General features: G+C 67.4%; 16 protein-coding genes. 9 read left to right on the forward strand and 7 right to left on the reverse strand.

Annotated features, from left to right (window positions below; genetic code table 11):
* The first annotated feature begins 55 nt into the window (after positions 1 to 55).
* The 4 genes from OHA77_RS14250 (at position 56) to OHA77_RS14265 (ending at position 4693) form a co-directional block, all read left to right on the forward strand.
* Positions 56 to 427, forward strand: a complete 372-nt coding sequence (locus OHA77_RS14250) for a hypothetical protein (RefSeq protein WP_406318566.1) — start codon at positions 56 to 58, stop codon at positions 425 to 427.
* A gap of 147 nt (positions 428 to 574) precedes the next feature.
* Positions 575 to 1576: an MvdC/MvdD family ATP grasp protein gene (locus OHA77_RS14255; protein WP_406318568.1), complete on the forward strand. Its 1002-nt coding sequence runs from the start codon at positions 575 to 577 to the stop codon at positions 1574 to 1576.
* Positions 1577 to 1584: 8 nt separating this feature from the next.
* Entirely contained in the window at positions 1585 to 2757 is a 1173-nt protein-coding gene (locus OHA77_RS14260) for a protein-L-isoaspartate O-methyltransferase family protein (RefSeq protein WP_406318570.1), read from the forward strand.
* Positions 2747 to 4693 carry an ABC transporter ATP-binding protein gene (locus OHA77_RS14265; RefSeq protein ID WP_406318572.1) on the forward strand — a complete coding sequence of 649 codons (1947 nt, stop codon included), beginning with the start codon at positions 2747 to 2749 and terminating at the stop codon, positions 4691 to 4693. The genes OHA77_RS14260 and OHA77_RS14265 overlap by 11 nt, the downstream gene beginning before the upstream one ends.
* On the opposite strand, the gene OHA77_RS14270 is transcribed toward OHA77_RS14265, so the two are convergent.
* Positions 4673 to 5455 carry a BTAD domain-containing putative transcriptional regulator gene (locus OHA77_RS14270; RefSeq protein WP_406318574.1) on the reverse strand — a complete coding sequence of 261 codons (783 nt, stop codon included), beginning with the start codon at positions 5453 to 5455 and terminating at the stop codon, positions 4673 to 4675. The genes OHA77_RS14265 and OHA77_RS14270 overlap by 21 nt on opposite strands.
* 160 nt (positions 5456 to 5615) lie before the next feature.
* On the opposite strand from OHA77_RS14270, the gene OHA77_RS14275 reads away from it, so the two are divergent.
* The 3 genes from OHA77_RS14275 to OHA77_RS14285 all read left to right on the forward strand — a co-directional run bounded on the left by OHA77_RS14275 (position 5616) and on the right by OHA77_RS14285 (position 8452).
* Complete coding sequence (locus tag OHA77_RS14275) at positions 5616 to 6086, forward strand: hypothetical protein (RefSeq protein ID WP_406318576.1); 471 nt, start codon at positions 5616 to 5618, stop codon at positions 6084 to 6086.
* 333 nt (positions 6087 to 6419) lie between these two features.
* Positions 6420 to 7451, forward strand: coding sequence for a hypothetical protein (locus tag OHA77_RS14280; RefSeq protein WP_406318578.1), 1032 nt, complete (start codon positions 6420 to 6422; stop codon positions 7449 to 7451).
* A gap of 119 nt (positions 7452 to 7570) precedes the next feature.
* Positions 7571 to 8452, forward strand: a complete 882-nt coding sequence (locus tag OHA77_RS14285) for an aminoglycoside phosphotransferase family protein (protein WP_406318580.1) — start codon at positions 7571 to 7573, stop codon at positions 8450 to 8452.
* A gap of 85 nt (positions 8453 to 8537) precedes the next feature.
* On the opposite strand, the gene OHA77_RS14290 is transcribed toward OHA77_RS14285, so the two are convergent.
* The 3 genes from OHA77_RS14290 to OHA77_RS14300 form a co-directional block, all read right to left on the reverse strand.
* Positions 8538 to 9356 (reverse strand): SDR family oxidoreductase, encoded by an 819-nt coding sequence (locus OHA77_RS14290; protein WP_406318582.1) that lies wholly within the window; start codon positions 9354 to 9356, stop codon positions 8538 to 8540.
* Between the two features lie 267 nt (positions 9357 to 9623).
* Positions 9624 to 11000: a phenylacetate--CoA ligase family protein gene (locus OHA77_RS14295; protein WP_406318584.1), complete on the reverse strand. Its 1377-nt coding sequence runs from the start codon at positions 10998 to 11000 to the stop codon at positions 9624 to 9626.
* Positions 11001 to 11133: 133 nt separating this feature from the next.
* Positions 11134 to 11763: a TetR/AcrR family transcriptional regulator gene (locus tag OHA77_RS14300; RefSeq protein ID WP_406318586.1), complete on the reverse strand. Its 630-nt coding sequence runs from the start codon at positions 11761 to 11763 to the stop codon at positions 11134 to 11136.
* 351 nt (positions 11764 to 12114) lie between these two features.
* Between OHA77_RS14300 and OHA77_RS14305 the strand changes: the two genes are divergently transcribed.
* A complete protein-coding gene (locus tag OHA77_RS14305) occupies positions 12115 to 12405 on the forward strand; it encodes a hypothetical protein (protein ID WP_406318588.1) in 291 nt (96 codons plus the stop codon).
* Positions 12406 to 12461: 56 nt separating this feature from the next.
* Here OHA77_RS14305 and OHA77_RS14310 read toward each other — a convergent pair whose 3' ends face one another.
* From OHA77_RS14310 to OHA77_RS14320, 3 genes are all read right to left on the reverse strand, one after another.
* Positions 12462 to 13769, reverse strand: a complete 1308-nt coding sequence (locus OHA77_RS14310; RefSeq protein ID WP_406318590.1) for a hypothetical protein — start codon at positions 13767 to 13769, stop codon at positions 12462 to 12464.
* 424 nt (positions 13770 to 14193) lie between these two features.
* Positions 14194 to 14523, reverse strand: a complete 330-nt coding sequence (locus OHA77_RS14315) for a hypothetical protein (RefSeq protein WP_406318592.1) — start codon at positions 14521 to 14523, stop codon at positions 14194 to 14196.
* 138 nt (positions 14524 to 14661) lie between these two features.
* Entirely contained in the window at positions 14662 to 15825 is a 1164-nt protein-coding gene (locus OHA77_RS14320) for an acyl-CoA dehydrogenase family protein (RefSeq protein ID WP_406318594.1), read from the reverse strand.
* 163 nt (positions 15826 to 15988) lie between these two features.
* Here OHA77_RS14320 and OHA77_RS14325 point away from each other — a divergent pair, with 163 nt between their 5' ends.
* Complete coding sequence (locus OHA77_RS14325; RefSeq protein WP_406319824.1) at positions 15989 to 17290, forward strand: UDP-glucose dehydrogenase family protein; 1302 nt, start codon at positions 15989 to 15991, stop codon at positions 17288 to 17290.
* Positions 17291 to 17762 lie beyond the last annotated feature (472 nt).

Below are 17762 nucleotides of genomic sequence, written 5' to 3' on the forward strand. Positions count from 1 at the left end.
AGGCCGGGAAAATTTGACCCGCCGAAATTCCACGTTCCGCAAGGAGGGCTAGGGAATGGCATTCGACCTCGTTATCCAAGAAGCGCCCGCCAGGGAAATGTATCCGAAATCCTTCCGCACCTCCCGGCAGTACCTCGAGCTGAGCCTGCCGGACTGCATCGAGCGCATCACGGCCTATCTGGACGTCGACGACGCCCTCAAGCCGTTCGGGTACGCGTTCGAGATCGACTACGGGCCCGACCTGGTCGCGGGCGAGGGCCCGCTCGCCGAACTCTGGTCGCAGCACCACTACGACCCCGAGGCGCAGATCTGGTCGACCTCGCACCAGGAAATCCGCATGTTCGGCGTGTACACGATGACGAACAAGCTCACCTACATCGGCGGCGGCTCGTGGATCAACGACCTGACCACCGACGACGCCTGCTGACGGTCCGGTGACCTGACGGCCGGCCGCCGTCCGCTCCGTGACGCCCGCCCGCGCGGGCGGAGGCGGGATCCCCCGCGTTCCCGCCTCCTCGCCGGCCGGTCATTCCCTGCGGGCAGCCTGCCGCTCACAAAGCACGAAGGGATTCGCATGAAGCGCACGGTCGTCGTCCTCACCCAGGAAATGGATCTCACCGCCGACAGCGTCATCAAGGTCCTCCATGACATGGACGTTCCGGTGTTCCGCTACGACACGAGCTACTACCCGGTGAGCTCCACGCTGACGTACAGGCTCGGTCCCGCGGGATGCACGACCGAACTGTTCGACTCGACCCACAGCGAGCGATCGATCTCGCTGGAGGATGTCGCGTCGGTCTGGTACCTGCGGCCGACGGCCTTCCGGTTCGACGACGCGCTCGCCGGCCCGTTCCGCGAGTTCGCGCAGAAGGAGGCGGCGCACGCGTTCGGCGGGGTGATGAGCGGTCTGCCCGTGCTCTGGGTCAACCGGCCCGACCGCGAGTCGCGCGCCGACTACAAACCGTTGCAGCTGCGGATCGCCGGAAATGTGGGGCTGCGCGTGCCCCGGACCCTGATCACCAATGATCCCGCCCAGGTCAGGCCGTTCCATGCCGAGTGCAAGGGGTCGATGATCTACAAGGCACTCAACAGCGGGCTGATCCGCGAGCCGGGCGGCTGGCCGGGCGGCCTGTTCACCTCGGCGGTGACGCGGCTCGACGACGACCTGCTGACCCGCGTCCGGTTCGGGCCCTGCATCTTCCAGGAGCTCGTCGAGAAGGCGTACGACCTGCGCATCACCGTCATCGGCGACCGGCTCTTCCCCATCAGGATCGACGGCCTCGATGAGGACGGCGGGCGGGCCGTCGACTGGCGCTCCTGCCCGGTGGGCTTCGACGGGCACCTCCGCTACAGCAGGGTGGACATCCCCGAAACGGTGGAGACCGGCCTGCGTGCGCTCATGGGCGAGCTCGGGCTGAACTACGGCGCCGTGGACATGGTGGTCACGCCCCGCGGCGAGCACGTGTTCCTGGAGGTCAACCCGTCAGGGCAGTTCGCCTGGCTGGACGACGAGGTCGAGGACCTGAACCTGAGAGGGGCCATGGCCGAGTATCTGGCGGCCGGGCTGGTCCGATAGGGCTCGGCGTGCGACCCGCCGCCGTCGTCGACGAGATCGCCGCAGAGCACCGGGCGGCTCTCGTCACGCTGCTCACCGAGGAGAAGGGCCTGTCCTCTCCGTGGCTGCGCGCCGCCTTCGCCCGGGTGCCCCGGCATTCCTTCATGGCGGACCACAGCTTCTGGCTGCCGGAACGGCCGGACGACCGGTTCCGCTGGCCCGAGATGCCGGATCCGGCCGAGGCGATCGCCGCCGCCTACCTGGACCGGCCTCTGGTCGTCCGGTGCGCGGACGACGGCGGCATCCGGTCGTCCTGCACCGCGCCGTCTCTCCTCGGGCACCTGCTTCAGGAACTGGACCCGCCCGCCGGAGCGAGGACCCTGGAGATCGGGACGGGCACCGGGTACGCTGCGGCGCTTCTGTCCGAGATCACCGGGGCGGCCGTCGAGAGCGTCGAGATCGACCATGGCCTCGCCGCCGTGGCGGGCAGGACGCTCGCGCGCCTCGGTTTCGACATGGTCACGGTTCGCGCAGGCGACGCCACCCGGCTCGATCTCGGACACGCGCGCTTCTCCCGCATCCTCGTCTCGGCCGCGACCGCCGCCGTCCCCGACGGCTGGATCACCGCGCTGCAACCGGACGGGACGCTGGTCACCACGTATCCCCTGCCGTGGCGAGGGCTCACCCTCGTGGTCCGGCGGACCGGCGAGGACCTGGCCACCGGGTGGTTCCTCGCCAACAACGGGCGCACCTGCCCCTCGCTGGTGCACGACGGATCGAGCGGCGCGACGGTGCTGCCCGGCGCACCGGTCCACCAGGCCGTGGAGGTGGACCTGGACGAGTTCGGGCCCGCCGGGTCGATCGAGCCGGGCACGCCTGCCGGCCTGGCCCTGCTCGCCGGTTTCGCGGTCCCCGGGCTGGCCGCCTTGCCGTCCTTTCCCCCGGCCGGAGGCGTCCCCGCCGTCCAGCTTGTGGACGGCGCCCACGAGAACTGCTCACTGATCGTGGACGGGAGCGGCGCGGTCCGAGCCACGCCCGCGGGCCGTGGCCTGGCCGAACGGCTGACGGTGGTGCGCCGGCTCTGGAACGACGCCGGATGCCCGGACGAGGGCGCCTACGTTTGGTCGTGGCAGGCGGGCCGTACGAGCCTCGCCACGTGCGGCGGCCAGGTGCTGGGAGAGCGGGGTTTCCTTGGGACGTAAGAAGGCCGCGGAGTTCCCGGCGCTCGCCGACGACCCCGCCTGGTACCCCCGCGAGGACGAGCTGTCGCGCGTGCCGTTCCGCGTGGTCGCCCGGCGGCTGCCGCGGCTGGTCGTGGACGCGATCCGCCTCGCCGGGCAGGCCAGCCCGAGGGACACGGCGGCGGCCCTGACGCTCGGCGTGGCCGGTGCCGTGCTCACGCTGTTCACGCTGCTGCCGACCACGGGCGTCTTCCAGGGCCTGATCACAGCGGTCTCGCCCGCAGGCGCGTTCCGCGAAGCGCTGCCGTCCCTGCTCGTCATCGCCGCCGCCGGGCTGGCCAGGATGGCGGCGCGGACGGGCTCCGACTGGGCCCAGCTGCGCCTGCAGCCCCAGGTCACCTGGGTGGCCGAGCACCGGCTGTACGAGCTGACGACGGGCGTGGACGTGCAGGCGTTCGACGATCCCGCCTTCTGCGACGCCATGCACCGGGCCAGGGACCGCGGCACCGCCTCGGCGAGCGCCGTGGTCGACGCGACCGTCAGCGTCGTGGCCGGGCTGGCCGGCATCGCCGCGGTGGCGGGCGTGCTGGGCATGCTCCACCCGCTGCTGCTGACGCTGTTGGTCGTCGCCGCGCTGCCGGCCGGGTGGGCCGAGGTGCTGGTCGCCAGGATGGGGTACGCAACGGTCCATCTGCTGTCGACCAGTCTGCGGCGCAAGTGGATCATCAACGAGCTCATGGCCGACCGTGCCACGGCACTGGAGGTCCGCTCGTACGGCATGAGCCGCTTCCTGCTGGCGCAGTTCTCCGCGGTCGCCCGCGTCGAGCAGGGTGAGCGCCTGCGCCTGGCGCGCAGGCAGACGGGCGTCCGGATACTGGGGGAGGTCTTCGCCGCCCTGAGCGCGAGCGTGGTGTACCTGACGTTGGGCCTCCTGCTCGTCTTCGGAGTGGTCCCCCTGGCCGAGGCGGCCACCGCGGCGCTCGCCGTGAGCATCGGCCGCGCGACGCTCATCGCCCTGATGCGCACGGTCAGCCGCTGCTACGAGGAGGGCCTGTACTTCACCGACTATCTCGACTTCTGCGCGCTGGCGCGGGAGCGCACGCCGGAACCGTCACCCGCCGCCGCGCCCCCGGCCTTCGACATGATCACCTTGCGGGACGTGTCGTTCTCCTATCCGGCCTCCGAGGTAGCGGTGCTCGACCGCGTCAGCATGGAGATCAAGCGGGGAGAGATCATCGCCCTCGTCGGCGAGAACGGCTCGGGCAAGTCCACGCTGGCGCGGATCCTGGCCGGGCTCTACCGGCCGGACAAGGGTGAGGTGAGGTGGGACGACGTGCCCACGACCGAGATCGCCCCCGCCGCGCTCCGGACACGGATCGGCTACGTGCCCCAGGACTACACCCGCTGGCCCCTCACCGCACGGCAGAACATCGAGGCGGGCGACACACGAGGAGACGCGTCGGTGATCGCGGCCGGCATCGCGGCCGGGCTCGGTCCGGTCGTCGACCGGCTGCCGCACGGGTACGACACGCTGCTCGACCGCCGCTTCGCCGGGGGCCAGGAACTGTCCGGGGGGCAGTGGCAGCGGATCGCGATCGCCCGCGGCCTCTACCGGGACGTGCCGCTGCTCATCTTCGACGAGCCGACGGCGGCCATGGACGCGCGCGCGGAACACGCGCTGTTCGCCGACGTCAGCGCGCGGGTCCTCGGGCGGCGGTCGCCGACGGGAGACGAGGCTCGGGAACCGCGGACGGTCGTCCTCATCACCCATCGCATGACGAGCGCACAGCTCGCCGACCGGATCTACGTCCTGGACCGCGGCCGGATCGTCGAGCACGGCACGCACGCCGGGCTGATGGCGCAGGACGGCCTGTACGCGGAGCTGTTCCGGCTGCACGTGGCCGTGTACGCGGCACCGTCCGGCGCGGCGGAGGAGTCAGGCGCCGAAGCCGGGTGACGCGCCGGCGATGAGGATGAGCTGTTCGACACCGCGCAGCTCGGGTCCCGGTTCGAGCCCTTCGCTCTCCCGCAGGCGGCGCCGTACCCCGCGGAAGACGGCAAGCGCCTCGGACCGGCGGCCCGCGCGGTGGAGCGCGGTCATGAGCTGGGCCGCCAGGTGCTCACGCAGCGGGAAGAGGGCCACCTGCTCGCGGAGCCCGGGAATCACCTCCCGGGCCCGGCCGAGCCGCAGCTCGATGTCGACCAGCTCCTCGAAAGCCTGCAGCCGCAGCTCGTCGAGCCGGGCGGCCTCCGCTCCCAGGCAGAGGATGTCGAGCCCGTCCAGGGCCGGGCCCCGCCACAGTGACAGCCCCTGCCGCAGCCGCCGGGCGGCCGCATCCAGGTCGCCGTTCTCCCGCGCCGCCTTCGCATCGGACACGAGCCGGTGGAACGCCAGCGCGTCGAGTTGCTCCTCGATGATCGTCAAGGCGTAACCCGAGGGGTGGGAGAGGATGACGTCCGCCGGGGCGAGTCGCTTCCTCAGCGAGGACACGCAGTAGTGGATCTGCGTTCGCGCCGTGTCCGGCGGCCAGCCGGGCCACAGTGCCCGGGTCAGCCGCTGGGTGGACACGACCTTGTTCGCGGCGAGCAGCATGGTCGCCAGCACGACGCGCAGGCGCCGGGCGGATATCGGCAGGATCTGCTGGTATCGGCTCGCTTCCAGCGGGCCGAGGATACGGAATTGCAGAGATCGGTCATCGGATACGCCGTGTGCAACCATGTCGCGACCGTCGAACCCCTTTCGCACAGCTCAGGACTGCCGGACGGGTCCGAAAACCCATCGGCACCCACTATTCATCGACCGCTGTGCGAAAAACCTTGAATAAATCTTGAATACCCACGGAACAGCGACGGAACAGAGCAGAAGCTTGGAGGCGCCCGTGGCGATGCCCAGGAAGGGCTCACGGCCCATCAGCGTCGAGGACACCGTCTTCCGCTGGCGGATCCGACACAGGCCCACCTATTGCCAGGGAAACGGCTGGAGTCCCCTCACCGTCGCCGTCGAGCGGGCCGAGGAGCCGGGGCGCGTTCTCGTGGTGTCACTTCCCTGCGCCCGGCCGGACAACTGGCTCGGAGAACGGACGATCGCGGTCCGCCCCGCCCTCGTCGCCGGATGCATCCGGCAAGCCATCGAACAGGGATGGAACCCTGGGCAACCGGGCCCGGCATTCACCCTCACCGTCACCGAGGACGAACTGGCCGAGCTCCTGGGCGAACCGCCTCAGTATCTGATCCCCTTCCTGTGGGGCATGATCCCCGAAGGCGGAGGCATCGAGGACCTCCCTCGATGCACCGAAATCTGGAGCCGGGACAGACAGAGCACCGGCCAAGCACCTTCCAATGATCCGTAGCCAGTCCGAGAACGTCCATCGACATCCACGGGTGTCCGATCACCCTTTCGGTTTGTTCGGCTTCCAGGGATGCACACCGGCGTCCAACGCCGTTGCCGGCAACGGCGTTGGCAAGATCCCACGGAACCCGCGAGCGTCTGGACACCTCTGGCAAGTGTTCCGCGCCGCGCTCAGGCCCCGGCCGTCCACTCCGGCGTCCAGACCGTGCGCGGGCTGGTCGCCCACCCCTGCCGATGTCGGCGATAGGCGGGCCCCGCCGCGGAAAGCGGCCCCGTTCGGTCGGCGGTCATCCGCTACTCTCGCTCGAGTTGATCATTTCCGGGAGAGGGTGCCGTGACACAGGAACCCGCGGCAGAAGTGCGCTCTTCGGCGGCGGCGGTGCTGCGCTTCGGTGCGGTTCTGGCGGTGTCAGGGCCGGTGATCCTGACGACTTTCGGGGTCGGCAGGCAGAGCGTCGGCTGGTTCTGTTCCGCGACGGGCCCCGCTCCCTATCCGATGGAAGGTCCCTACGCACTGGAGAATGTGCCGGGAGAGCTGCTGTTCTGGGGTGTTCTCCTGCTGCCGGTCGTCGTGGCGGCCCTTCTCCTGCGCGGGCCACGTCGGGCCACGCTCACGGCGGTCGCCGCAGTCGGCGTCGTGCTCGCGTTCGGACTCTTCATTGCGTTTCTCCTGCCGGGCCCCGACCCGTGCACCGGGCAGGAGCGGGTGGCCGTACCGCCCTGGCCCTTGATCGTCTGTTACCCGGTGGCCGGGGCGCTGCTCCTGGCGGCCCGGCCACCACTGCCCCCAAGATGGCACGGGATCATCCTGTGGGCGGGTGCCGTCGGCGCCGCGGCATGGGCGGCGGCATTCCACCGCTTCCCGGTCACGTTCGGCAGGTCCTTCACGGTCGTCTACGCCAGCATCGAAGCTCCTGAGTCGTTCTGGGACGACCTCGCATGGTGGTCCGGTGATGCCGACCGGATCGGCCTGCCGGTCGTTCTCGTCGCGTTGGCGACAGCCGCGAGAGCGGCGGCTTCCGCCCGATGGGAACGATCGGCCGGCTCCGCAGCCGCGGTGGTTCTTCTCCTCTTCCCGCTACGCGATGTCGTGGCGTACGTCCGCTGGTATGGCGGCGACTTCCAGACATCTCTCGTCGATTCCGTGCGGTGGCACCTGCTTCTCGCGGCCGTCCTCGTCGCGTCGGCCGTCTGGAGCCCCCGGCAGCGGATCTCCTGGGCCGGAACCGTCCGCCTAACGCGGCACGTGATCCGCAGACAATCGAAGGACATGATTCCCGGACAGGCGAAAAACCTCGCCGTCGCGGTCGTGATCACGGCTACTGCCGTTTGGCTGGTCGTCTCGTCCTTCACGCCGACCCGGTAGGAGCACAACGGCACAGATCCCACGTTTCCCGCCACGCGATGAACCGTTTCAGCACAGACAGTGCTCAGCGGCAGATTCGGTTATCGGTCGGCTAGGGTCGCGGGGTGGGTCCTCACCGCATGCCGGCCGCCGAGGTGGACGTCTTCCCGGAGCTGGTTCGTCGGCTCTTGGCCGCCCAGCGACCCGACCTAGCTCACCTGCCTGTGGAGGTGATGGCAAACGGGTGGGACAACGTCATGTTCCGGGTCGGAGACACGCTGGTCGCCCGACTGCCGAGGCGTGCGGTGGCCGCCAGGCTGCTCGTGCACGAACAGCGGTGGCTCCCCGTTCTGGCGCCTCGGCTGCCACTGCCGGTTCCTGCGCCGGTGCGGGCCGGGCAACCGGGTCTTGGCTACCCATGGCCGTGGAGCATCGTCCCATTCCTGCCCGGACAGGTTGCCGCGCGGATGCCGCCGGCCGACCTGCGAGACGCCGCGGTCAGCCTTGCCGGATTTCTGGGGGCCTTGCACACTCCCGCCGCACCGAACGCCCCTATGAACCCCAACCGCGGCATCCCGCTCGCGGACCGCAGCGCGGCGGTCATCCAGAACCTGGGCGTATTGGGCCGCATGGTCGACCGCAGGGCCGTGATGCGCGCATGGGAGGCCGCAGTCGCGGTGCCGACGTGGAGCAGGTCTCCGTCGTGGGTGCACGGCGACCTTCACCCCGCCAACATCCTGGTTCATCGCGGCCGCATCAGCGGTGTGATCGACTTCGGTGACATCACTTCCGGCGACCCTGCGACGGACTTGTCCGTGGCCTGGATGCTCCTGCCTACCGAATACCACGATGCTTTCCAGAACGCCTATCGGACGGCGGGCGAGTACGCACCCGACGATCACATCTGGGCACGAGCGCGAGGCTGGGCACTCGCGCTGTCGCTCGCGTTTCTGGCCCACTCGGCTGACAACCCGCTGATAGCGGAAATAGGCCACCGCACCTTCAACGCCGTGCTCGCATAGGGCCATGCTCACATAGGTCAGCGCAGCTGTATGAGGAGAGCACCGTGGCGTCGCAAGCTGAGAAGGTCGCGATCGTCAGTGAGCCTCATCCCAGAAACTGCCGCGCGCCACGCAGCCTGGTCCGAAGCCGCCGCTGAGTCATGCCGCACTCCAAGCGGACATCCATCGGGCCGGGCACGTTGGTGTCTGCTCGCCGGCCTGAAGACAATCGGTCCGCGTCAAGTCCATCCCGTCGGGCGATGAGCAGCCCCAGCTCGTATCGGCTTACCGCATCGGCTCCAGCGACATGGTGGATACCGTGATACTCGGATACGGCAAATTCGAGGAGCGCCGCAGCGAGATCGACGACATGCACGGGACATCGCACGTCGTCGGTGAACAGCGTTCCTTTCGCCCTGCCGGTGGCCAGTGAATGCACCAGCGCCTCGTGCGAAGAATCACCGTCACCAATGATCAGGGATGTCCGGGCTGTCACCGCGGTTGGCGCGATCGCGTTCACTGCTGTCTCGGCAGCGGCTTTGGCCGCACCATACGGGGTGACCGGGTCGGGGACGCACGTCTCGTCATAGCGAATCGCGGCACCAGAGAAGACCGCGTCGCTGGACACCTGGACCAGGCGCCCACCTGCCGCAGCAGCAGCGAGAGCCACGTTCACGGCTCCAACCGCCGTGGTCGCCCAATCTGTCTGCCGGAACGCAGCGTTAATGACCACCTCTGGCTGAAATGCGCCGATCAGCGCATCGACGTCCTCTCGTCGGCGCACATCGAGCGGTAACCATTCAACACCCGCGATCTCTCCTGATCGGGTCAGGTAGGTCGCAGCCACCTCGTGCCTGGTTGCCAAACACTGCCGAACGAGTTCGCTGCCGAGAAAACCGCTGCCACCGACGATGAGAAATCTCATGGCCGGCCACCATAGTTGATCGATCGCTCTGCAACGGCCGCCGCGTTCACGTCCCACGGCAGTTCGGATCCGTTCGCCGTGCAGGTCAGGAGAGGACCGGCGGTTCGGATCAGTGCGTCTTGGTTCGGAGTTGTCTGCCCTGACAGCTCCGACGAATCGGTGTGCGGACGATCGAAGGACCGCATGCAGCGACCCCTGATGCGCCGTCCGCCCGGCCATCCGGCCCTGACGGGCGCGTGTGCGGTACGGGCTGGGTGCTCGACGTCGTCACGGCGTGGCCAGTGGGATGATCCTGCGGTATTTGCCGCCGGGTGATTGCTGCGGTGGTTCCTCCGCGCGCTCGAGCGTGACGTCACTGACCTTGTGCTCGGTGAGCAGGTGGATGACCTTGTCGCGCACGGTCTGCCACACGCGGTCGGTGTCGGCGCCATCGGCGGGCCGCAGGCGTACGCGCAGGATGGTGGGCGCGGTCTGGACGAGCTGGAACTGCTCGATGCCGGGAACGTCCAGTACGGCACCGAAGGCCATGGGTGAGATACCGACGGGCTCGCCGCGATCGGTGGGGAAGGTGAGCAGGTCGGCGACGCGGCCCTGCACCCGGATGGCGGGGAGCGGGCTACCGCATGGGCAGGGGTCGGGGCGGAGCAGGACACTGTCCCCGAGGTCGTAGCGCAGGATCGGCTGGACCCGGTTGGCGAGATTGCTGATCAGGACGGTGTGCGAGTACTGACCTGGCGGGACAGGCCGATGGTCGGCGTCGACCGGCTCCAGGAAGGCCCAGTCGCTGTTGACGTGGTACCAGCCGTGCGCACAGCCGAAGCTGAGGAAGCCGCACTCGGTGGAGGCGTAGGCGGCGCGGACCTTGGCCTGGAACACGGTGGCGAGCCGCTCCCGGGCGTCCGGGGTCAACGTCTCCCCGCCGGGGACGACGACCGCCGGGTGGATGCGCAGACGGCCCGCTTCCTGCTCCCCGGCCAGCAGCGTGAGCATGCCCACGAAGCCGGTGAGGCTGGCGGGACCGTACCGGTTGAGCTCGTCGACCAACTCCGCCATCGGCTGGTTGATCGAGAAGACCCGCATCATCCGGCCGAGCCACGGTCGGTCCAGGCGGAACCGGGCCGGCGTCGCGACGGTGGAGAAATGGCCGCCGGGTGCGGTGACTATGGCGGTACGGCCGGCACGGGCGAGGGTCCGGATGACATCGCGGGCCGCCAGCCCGCCACTGGCGCGCAACCCGACGGCGGTGCTCACCGCCAGGTTCCGCTCGTCCAGCACGAAGAGGCCGCGCAACCCGCTGGTGCCGGAGGTGGTGACCACCAGGTATCCGCCCTGGAACCGCTTCCCCACAAGGCTCGGGTCGGCCACGAACGCCTCGACCCGCTCAAGCGTCACCTGGCGGTCGGTGACCCAGTCGTCGAAGCGGGCCATCAGCGTCTTCTTGTCGGTGACCGGAAGCAGTGCCGGGTCGTCGACCTGCTCCGGCAGGTCCCGATACAGCTCGCGGTAGTACGGCGAGTGAGCGCGGGCATAGGCCACCATCTCGGCCAGACGAGCGCGCTGCCGCTGCGTGATCGCCGCAGGGCCTTCCCGCAGGGCGCGTCGCGCGTCGAGGGCGAGCCGGCGGACGCTTTCTTTTTCTTCCATGACGAACTGGTCCCTTCTCCTCTACGGCGAGCGGAATGCTGTCTTTCTCAGGCGGTGGGCAGACCGTCGGGCCCGGCGACAGGTGCATTCCCCGGTCCGGGAGCGCGGGCGTTGACGGTGCTGAGCGCCCTCGTCATGGGCCTTCCGTGGGCGGCCGCACCGAAAGCAGGCCATGCATGGCGATGTCGAGGCCACGCCGGGTGGCCTCCCACAGCTCCTCCTGCGACCGGCCAAGCTGGACGCTCGCCAGGCCCGCCTGCTGGATGGCACCTATCAAGGATCCGGTCATCGCCGCCGCGGTGATCGGATCCAGATCGTCGGGGAAGGCCTTCAGCAGCTCACCGGCGATACGCCCCTGCAGCTCCAACAGCAGGTACAGCCCCTTTGCCTGAAGCGCCGGCGTGGTCAGGACCAGCCGGGCCGCCGCCGACAGCTCCGCAGGCTCCTGCCGGGGAACCTTGGGCCGGCGGTGGGCTCTGTACTCCTGGATCATCCTCGCCAACGCCTCGCCCGGGCTCTCGTCCGGCCGGCGTTCCGCGATCGCTCGGAACAGCACATCGAAGTCCCGCTCCGTGTCGACCCACAGCACCTCGTCCTTGCCGCGGAAGTAGTTGGAGAACGTCTTGGGGTCGACGTCCGCCGCCGCGGCGATCTGCGCCACCGTGGTCTGCTCATACCCCTGCTCCTCGAACAGCCGGATGGCCGCCATGACGATCCGCTGCCGAGTCAGCCGCTTCTTCCGTTCGCGCCGCGACTCCTGCATGCCCCAAATATACGCCTATCAGAATTTTCCCGACAAGCGGAATAATCCATGAACTGTCAGAAGTAAAGGGGCACCAGGAGCAGGGAGGGCCTGTCGGTCATGAGTCGTCGGCCGGGGACACGGTGGATCCCTTGCCGGGCTTGGTGGTGAGGAGCCCCTGTTCTCTGAGGGCTTCCATGGCCTTGCGAACGGTGACCCGGGCGCGTCGAACCCTTTCTGTGCCTTCACCTCGGAGATGAGCGCCGCAGGTCCTACGAGATCTGCCCCTGTCGCTCATGTCCCGTGTCGAAGAAGGCGGTGAGATACTCCACCGGTTCGAGATCACTGTCGCGGAGGAGAGAGAAGATCTCCGTGCCTGACTCGATCGTAACGAAGAGTGGCGAACCGGAGGCTGTCCATTATGGCGACGACTGGGTCGCCATGGTCAACGGCACTCGCCAAGACGCCGAGCCGCCGAGAGAACAAGTGGCCATGGTACTGGTACCGATGGGTCTGCGCCTGTCGGTGGCCAAGACGACGGTCACGTACCTCGATGACGGGTTCGTCTTTCTGGGGCACCACATCCAGCGGCGCCGCGAATGCCGACGTCTTCCCATCCAGAAACTCGTCAAACAGTCGTATACGGGCTCGTCAGGGCCGTAAAGATCACCGCGATTGACTACGGGCCGTCTGTGATCCGGTCGATTACTTACAGGTTCCTACTTCCAGCCAAAGCGCCAGTCGGAGTCCATCACGGCCGCTCGGCCTGCCTGGAACGTGTTGAGACTGAAGAATGCCCGTTTAAGCTCGTTGGAAAACACCGAGGCTGCGGCGGCCGGTGCAAGTGTGAGAATCATCAGGACCATCGTCGTCAGTTGTGATCCGAGAAACTCCGCGATAGGTCGCATCGCGGGTATGAACGATAGCGCCGCATGTGCAATAAGTGCACCTACGGTAATAGAGGCCGTCCAGTAGGCGAACGTGTGCAGCGTGTTCAACTGCTCGATGAAATTAGCCAGACGACCAGCCATACTAGTGGCAAAATCAGCCAGGTCGATTCCGCCTCGTATGAACTGGAAGATCCGGTCGTCAGCCGCGTTTTTGGCGACACCCCTCCAGTCTGCCAAAGCAAGTTCGCGAAGAGCGGCCAGGTCAGTGCCGAAGATCTGCCTGGCTTTGCCGGCGATCTCCTCCCAGCCATGCATGGCCCTGGTCAGCTCCCCGTCGGACGGGATGGCCAGCAACTCCCAGACCACACCGGCGGCGATCGCGGCCCACGAGAACCGCCGGGCAAATCGAAGAATGCTGGTCGTCGACTTACTCAAAACGGCAGACTCAGATTTGAGCTTCACCATATTATTGCCACGCATATACCAAGTATGACCTGGTGGAACCGGTGATTTACCGGTCTCAATGACGCCGCGCCAGGTCGGGTTCTTCATGTTGATCTGCTGGTTTCCCCGTGCCGCCATGCGCGACTGCTTACTCAACTTTCGCCATTCCGGGTAGCGTCGCAGCGCCCACGAGTTGACACCCAGCCCCACGAGCCCTACGTCAAGCAACCCCCGATGAAGCCAACTTCCATCATTGTCAACACTCACATTCGGGTGACCCGCGTCCGGCATGGGCGGTTGCTCTTTGAACTTTCCCGAGGCGTTCGGGCTCCATCCAACAGCATATAGCAAGTCATTCAGACGCGCATTTTCGGCATGCAGATAACCCTGGTCGGTTCTTGCCGAATTATCAGCAAGCTTCCGCGCTTCTTCGATACCGAAATCCAACTCCTCGCGCCAGTCCGAGCGAAACTTTTCGTACTGCATACGGCCAAATTCGGCCGCATATCCAAAAGTTCCCTGGGAAAGAGCGCACTCCGACTCCAGCACCCGACGGATGTCGTTCAGTTGCTCATCAATGGAATCCAGGTCAACGCTGGCACGCGCCAGAGCACCAAATGTGTATTGATAGCCACTCGAAGAAGGCATACCCACCCCTGACACGCTTCGTAATTGTGACGTCGGCACCACCATGAATGATCATTAGACACCCATCGGAGGCCTCAAGATCGCGAACCATCCTAATAATGATCAGTAACCACCGCCAGACCCGACCGATCGAACCCGGTTCACATGGGGTTTCGCCAGCCTGCTGGGCTTGCCTGGGGCGATGACATGCGAGGTCATCAGGGCCTGTCTCGGCCACTTCGAAGGCTGAGCATCTTCGAAATGATCATCACAGTGCCAGGGCGCACCCCGTCTGAGGCATGATCTGACCATCAAGCGCTGCGGCGGCTACGGCCACCGCTACTCCAATGACATTTTGAGATTACGGTTGGAATCTGCGCTGGTAGCGGGATCGCTTGGGCTTGCTGTCGGCGTCGCCGGTGGCGCTGTTGCGGCAGATCAGCAGCCACCGATAGCCGATCTGGTCGGTGTCGATGCGAGCTGACAGGTCCTACGAGATCTGCCCCTGTCGCTCATGTCCCGTATTGAAGAAGGTGGTGAGATACTCCGCCGGTTCGAGATCACTGTCTCGGAGAAGGGAGAAGATCTCCATGCCTGACTCGATCGTGTCGTCCGCCAGCCGGTATGTCTGCGCCAGTTCCAGATACTCGAACGGCCTGTCGGCCACATATTCGGCGGCCTCGTGCTCTGCCATGGCAGTGGCCTCGTCGAACGAACCTGCTCTCCACAGAGTGACCCGCTCCTCGTAGGTGTCATGTGGCGGGCCCCAGCGGAAGACACAGCGAACCGCGTACCAGCCAGTATCAGAGGTCTCGATCATTAGGCAATGATGCCGGACGGCGACCTTTGTTCCATCGCTGACAGAACGGTGACGGAACAGAGTGGTTTCAAGATCACCGCCCGGCTTCCGCAGTCGGGCGGCTCTCCCTCACGGAACAGAGTCGTTCCAGTTCAAGGCCTATTTCAGGAGCTGGCGGGCCATCACCAGGCGCTGGATCTGGTTGGTGCCCTCGTAGATCTGGGTGATCTTGGCGTCGCGCATCATCCGCTCGACCGGGTAGTCGCTGGTGTAGCCGTACCCGCCGAGGAGTTGGACCGCGTCGGTGGTGATCTCCATCGCGGCGTCGGAGGCGGCGCACTTGGCGGCGCTGGAGAAGAACGTGAGATCCTTCTGCGGCTCGCCGTGCATGGCCAGCTCGGACTTGGCGGCGGCGGCGTAGGTGAGCTGCCGGGCGGCCTCCAGCTTCATCGCCATGTCGGCGACCATGAACTGGACGCCCTGGAACTCGGCCACGGCCTTGCCGAACTGCTTGCGTTCCTTCACGTAGCCGATCGCGTAGTCCAGCGCGCCCTGGGCGATGCCGAGGGCCTGGGCGGCGATGGTGATGCGGGTGTGGTCCAGGGTCGCCAGGGCGGTCTTGAAGCCGGTGCCCGGCTCGCCGATCATCCTCCAGGCGGGGATCCGCACGTCCTCGAAGATGACCTGGCGGGTCGGGGAGCCCTTGATGCCGAGTTTCCGCTCCTTGGCCCCGAAGCTGACCCCTTCGTCGCCCTTCTCCACGACGAAGGCGGAGATGCCCCGAGCTCCGGCTCCGGGCTCGGTCACGGCCATCACCGTGTAGTACTCGGACACGCCGGCGTTGGTGATCCACATCTTGGCGCCGTTGAGGACGTAGTCGTCCCCGTCGGCCACGGCGCGGGTCTTCATCGCGGCGGCGTCGCTGCCGGCCTCGGCCTCGGACAGGGCGTAGGAGAACATTCCCTCGCCCCGCGCGACCGGGGTCAGGTAGTGCCGCTTGACCTCCTCAGAGGCCGACAGCAGCAGCGGGACGGTGCCCAGCTTGTTGACCGCGGGGATCAGCGAGGACGACGCGCAGGCCCGCGCCACCTCCTCGATGACGATGACGGTCGCGAGGGCGTCGGCCCCCGCCCCGCCGTACTCCTCGGGAACGTGTACGGCGTGCAGGTCGGCGGCCACGAGCGCCTTGTAGACGTCCCAGGGGAACTCCCCCGTCTCGTCGGCCTCGGCGGCGCGAGGCGCGATCTTCTCGTCGGCGAGGGCACGGACGGTCTCCCGGAGCATCTGGTGCTCCTCGGGCAGCGCGTAGAGAGGGAAGCTCATGGATAAATAGTAGGACGTCCAACAAGTATGGACCGATCCACCCGGTGTGATATGCATCCCTGCCTGTTTATGCAGGTGGCGAAGGGCAATAGGGGATACCGATACTCTGGCCGCACAGAGTTGGGCAGAACCGAAAGGAACACCAGTGGCCTACCGCCTGACGATGGTGGGAACCGGATACCTGGGTGCGACAACGTCCGCGTGCATGGCGGAGTTGGGCTTCGAAGTCCTCGGCATCGATGTGGACGCGGAGAAGGTCGCCCGGTTGCAGGCCGGTGACCTGCCCATTTACGAACCCGGCCTGCAAGAGGTGCTCCAGCGCAACCTCGCCAACGGGCGACTGCGCTTCACCACCTCCTACGAGGAGGCCGCCGCCTTCGGCGACGTGCACTTCCTGTGCCTCGGCACCCCGCAGAAACCCGGTGAGTACGGAGCCGACGTCTCCTACCTGGACGCCGCGATCGAGGCGCTGGCCCCCCACCTGAAACGTGAGTGCCTGGTCGTCGGCAAGTCCACGGTCCCGGTGGGCACCGCCCAGCGCCTGGCCGACAAGCTGGCCCGGCTGGCCCCCATCGGATCGGGGGCCGAACTGGCGTGGAATCCCGAGTTCCTGCGCGAGGGCTTCGCCGTCAAGGACACCCTTCACCCCGACCGGATCGTGCTGGGCGTGGCCTCCGACAAGGCCGAGAAGATCATGCGCGAGGTGTACGCCCCGATGATCGAACAGAGCATCCCGGTGGTGATCACCGACTACCCGACCGCCGAGCTGGTCAAGGTCGCCGCCAACGCCTTCCTGGCCACCAAGATCTCGTTCATCAACGCGATGGCCGAGGTGTGCGAAGCCTCACACGCCGACGTCAAGCAGCTGTCGCTGGCGCTCTCCTTCGACGACCGCATCGGCGGCAAGTTCCTCAATCCCGGCCTGGGCTTCGGCGGCGGCTGCCTGCCCAAGGACATCCGGGCGTTCATGGCCCGCGCCGGGGAGCTGGGTGCCGACCAGGCGCTGACCTTCCTGCGCGAGGTGGACGCGATCAACAAGCGCCGCCGCAACCGCATGGTCGACCTGGCCCGCGAACTGGCCGGCGGTTCCTTCCACGGCTGCACGGTCACTGTGCTCGGCGCCGCGTTCAAGCCCAACTCCGACGACATCCGCGACTCGCCCGCCCTCGACGTCGCCGTCAAGATCAGCGAGCAGGGCGGTCAGGTCACCGTCTACGACCCCGTCGCCCAGGAGAACGCCCGCCGGGCCCATCCCCGGCTCTCCTACGGCGACTCCGCCCTGGAGGCCGCCCGCGACGCCAACGTGGTGCTGCTGCTGACCGAGTGGCAGGAGTTCGTCGAGATCGACCCCGAGGCGCTCGGTGACGTGGTCGCCTCCCGCAAAATCGTTGACGGCCGCAACGCCCTCGACGCCGAAACCTGGCGGGCCGCCGGCTGGCACTACCGCGCTCTCGGCCGCCCCTGACGGACGGCTCAGCCAGGCCCGGCACCGTACGGCCGGCCGCCCGGCGATCGTGACACACCTACGGCGGTCCGCTCCTCCAGCCGAGCAGCGGGCCGCCGCGACGTCCCTCAGTCGGCTTTCCGGACCGATGGGGCGCATACCGTCCCATACCCGAATCGGGTGCGCGCCCCGGGGATCACCCGGGCTGAAAAGGTGCCGTGCGGGCCCCGCACGGCGTGAGCCACGTCCCCACGCTAGGCGGCGACACTTCCGAGGTCACCTAAGGGAGCCCAAAGCATGGGGCCCGTCCGATTACCTCCCGGTGGTGGGCCGGAGCAACGAGTACCTCCCGGTGGTGGGCCGGAGCAACGAGAAGATCATGATCTCGATCAGCCGCGCTCCTCTGCCGAAGACCCACGTCCTGATCGCAATGTTCTGGTAAGTCGCCTCCGTTGTGATTCACCGCACATCCCTGCCGGAAAACCGCTCCCGC

It is taken from the genome of Streptosporangium sp. NBC_01639 (genome assembly GCF_045209755.1).
In the GTDB taxonomy this organism is placed as follows: Bacteria; Actinomycetota; Actinomycetes; order Streptosporangiales; family Streptosporangiaceae; genus Streptosporangium.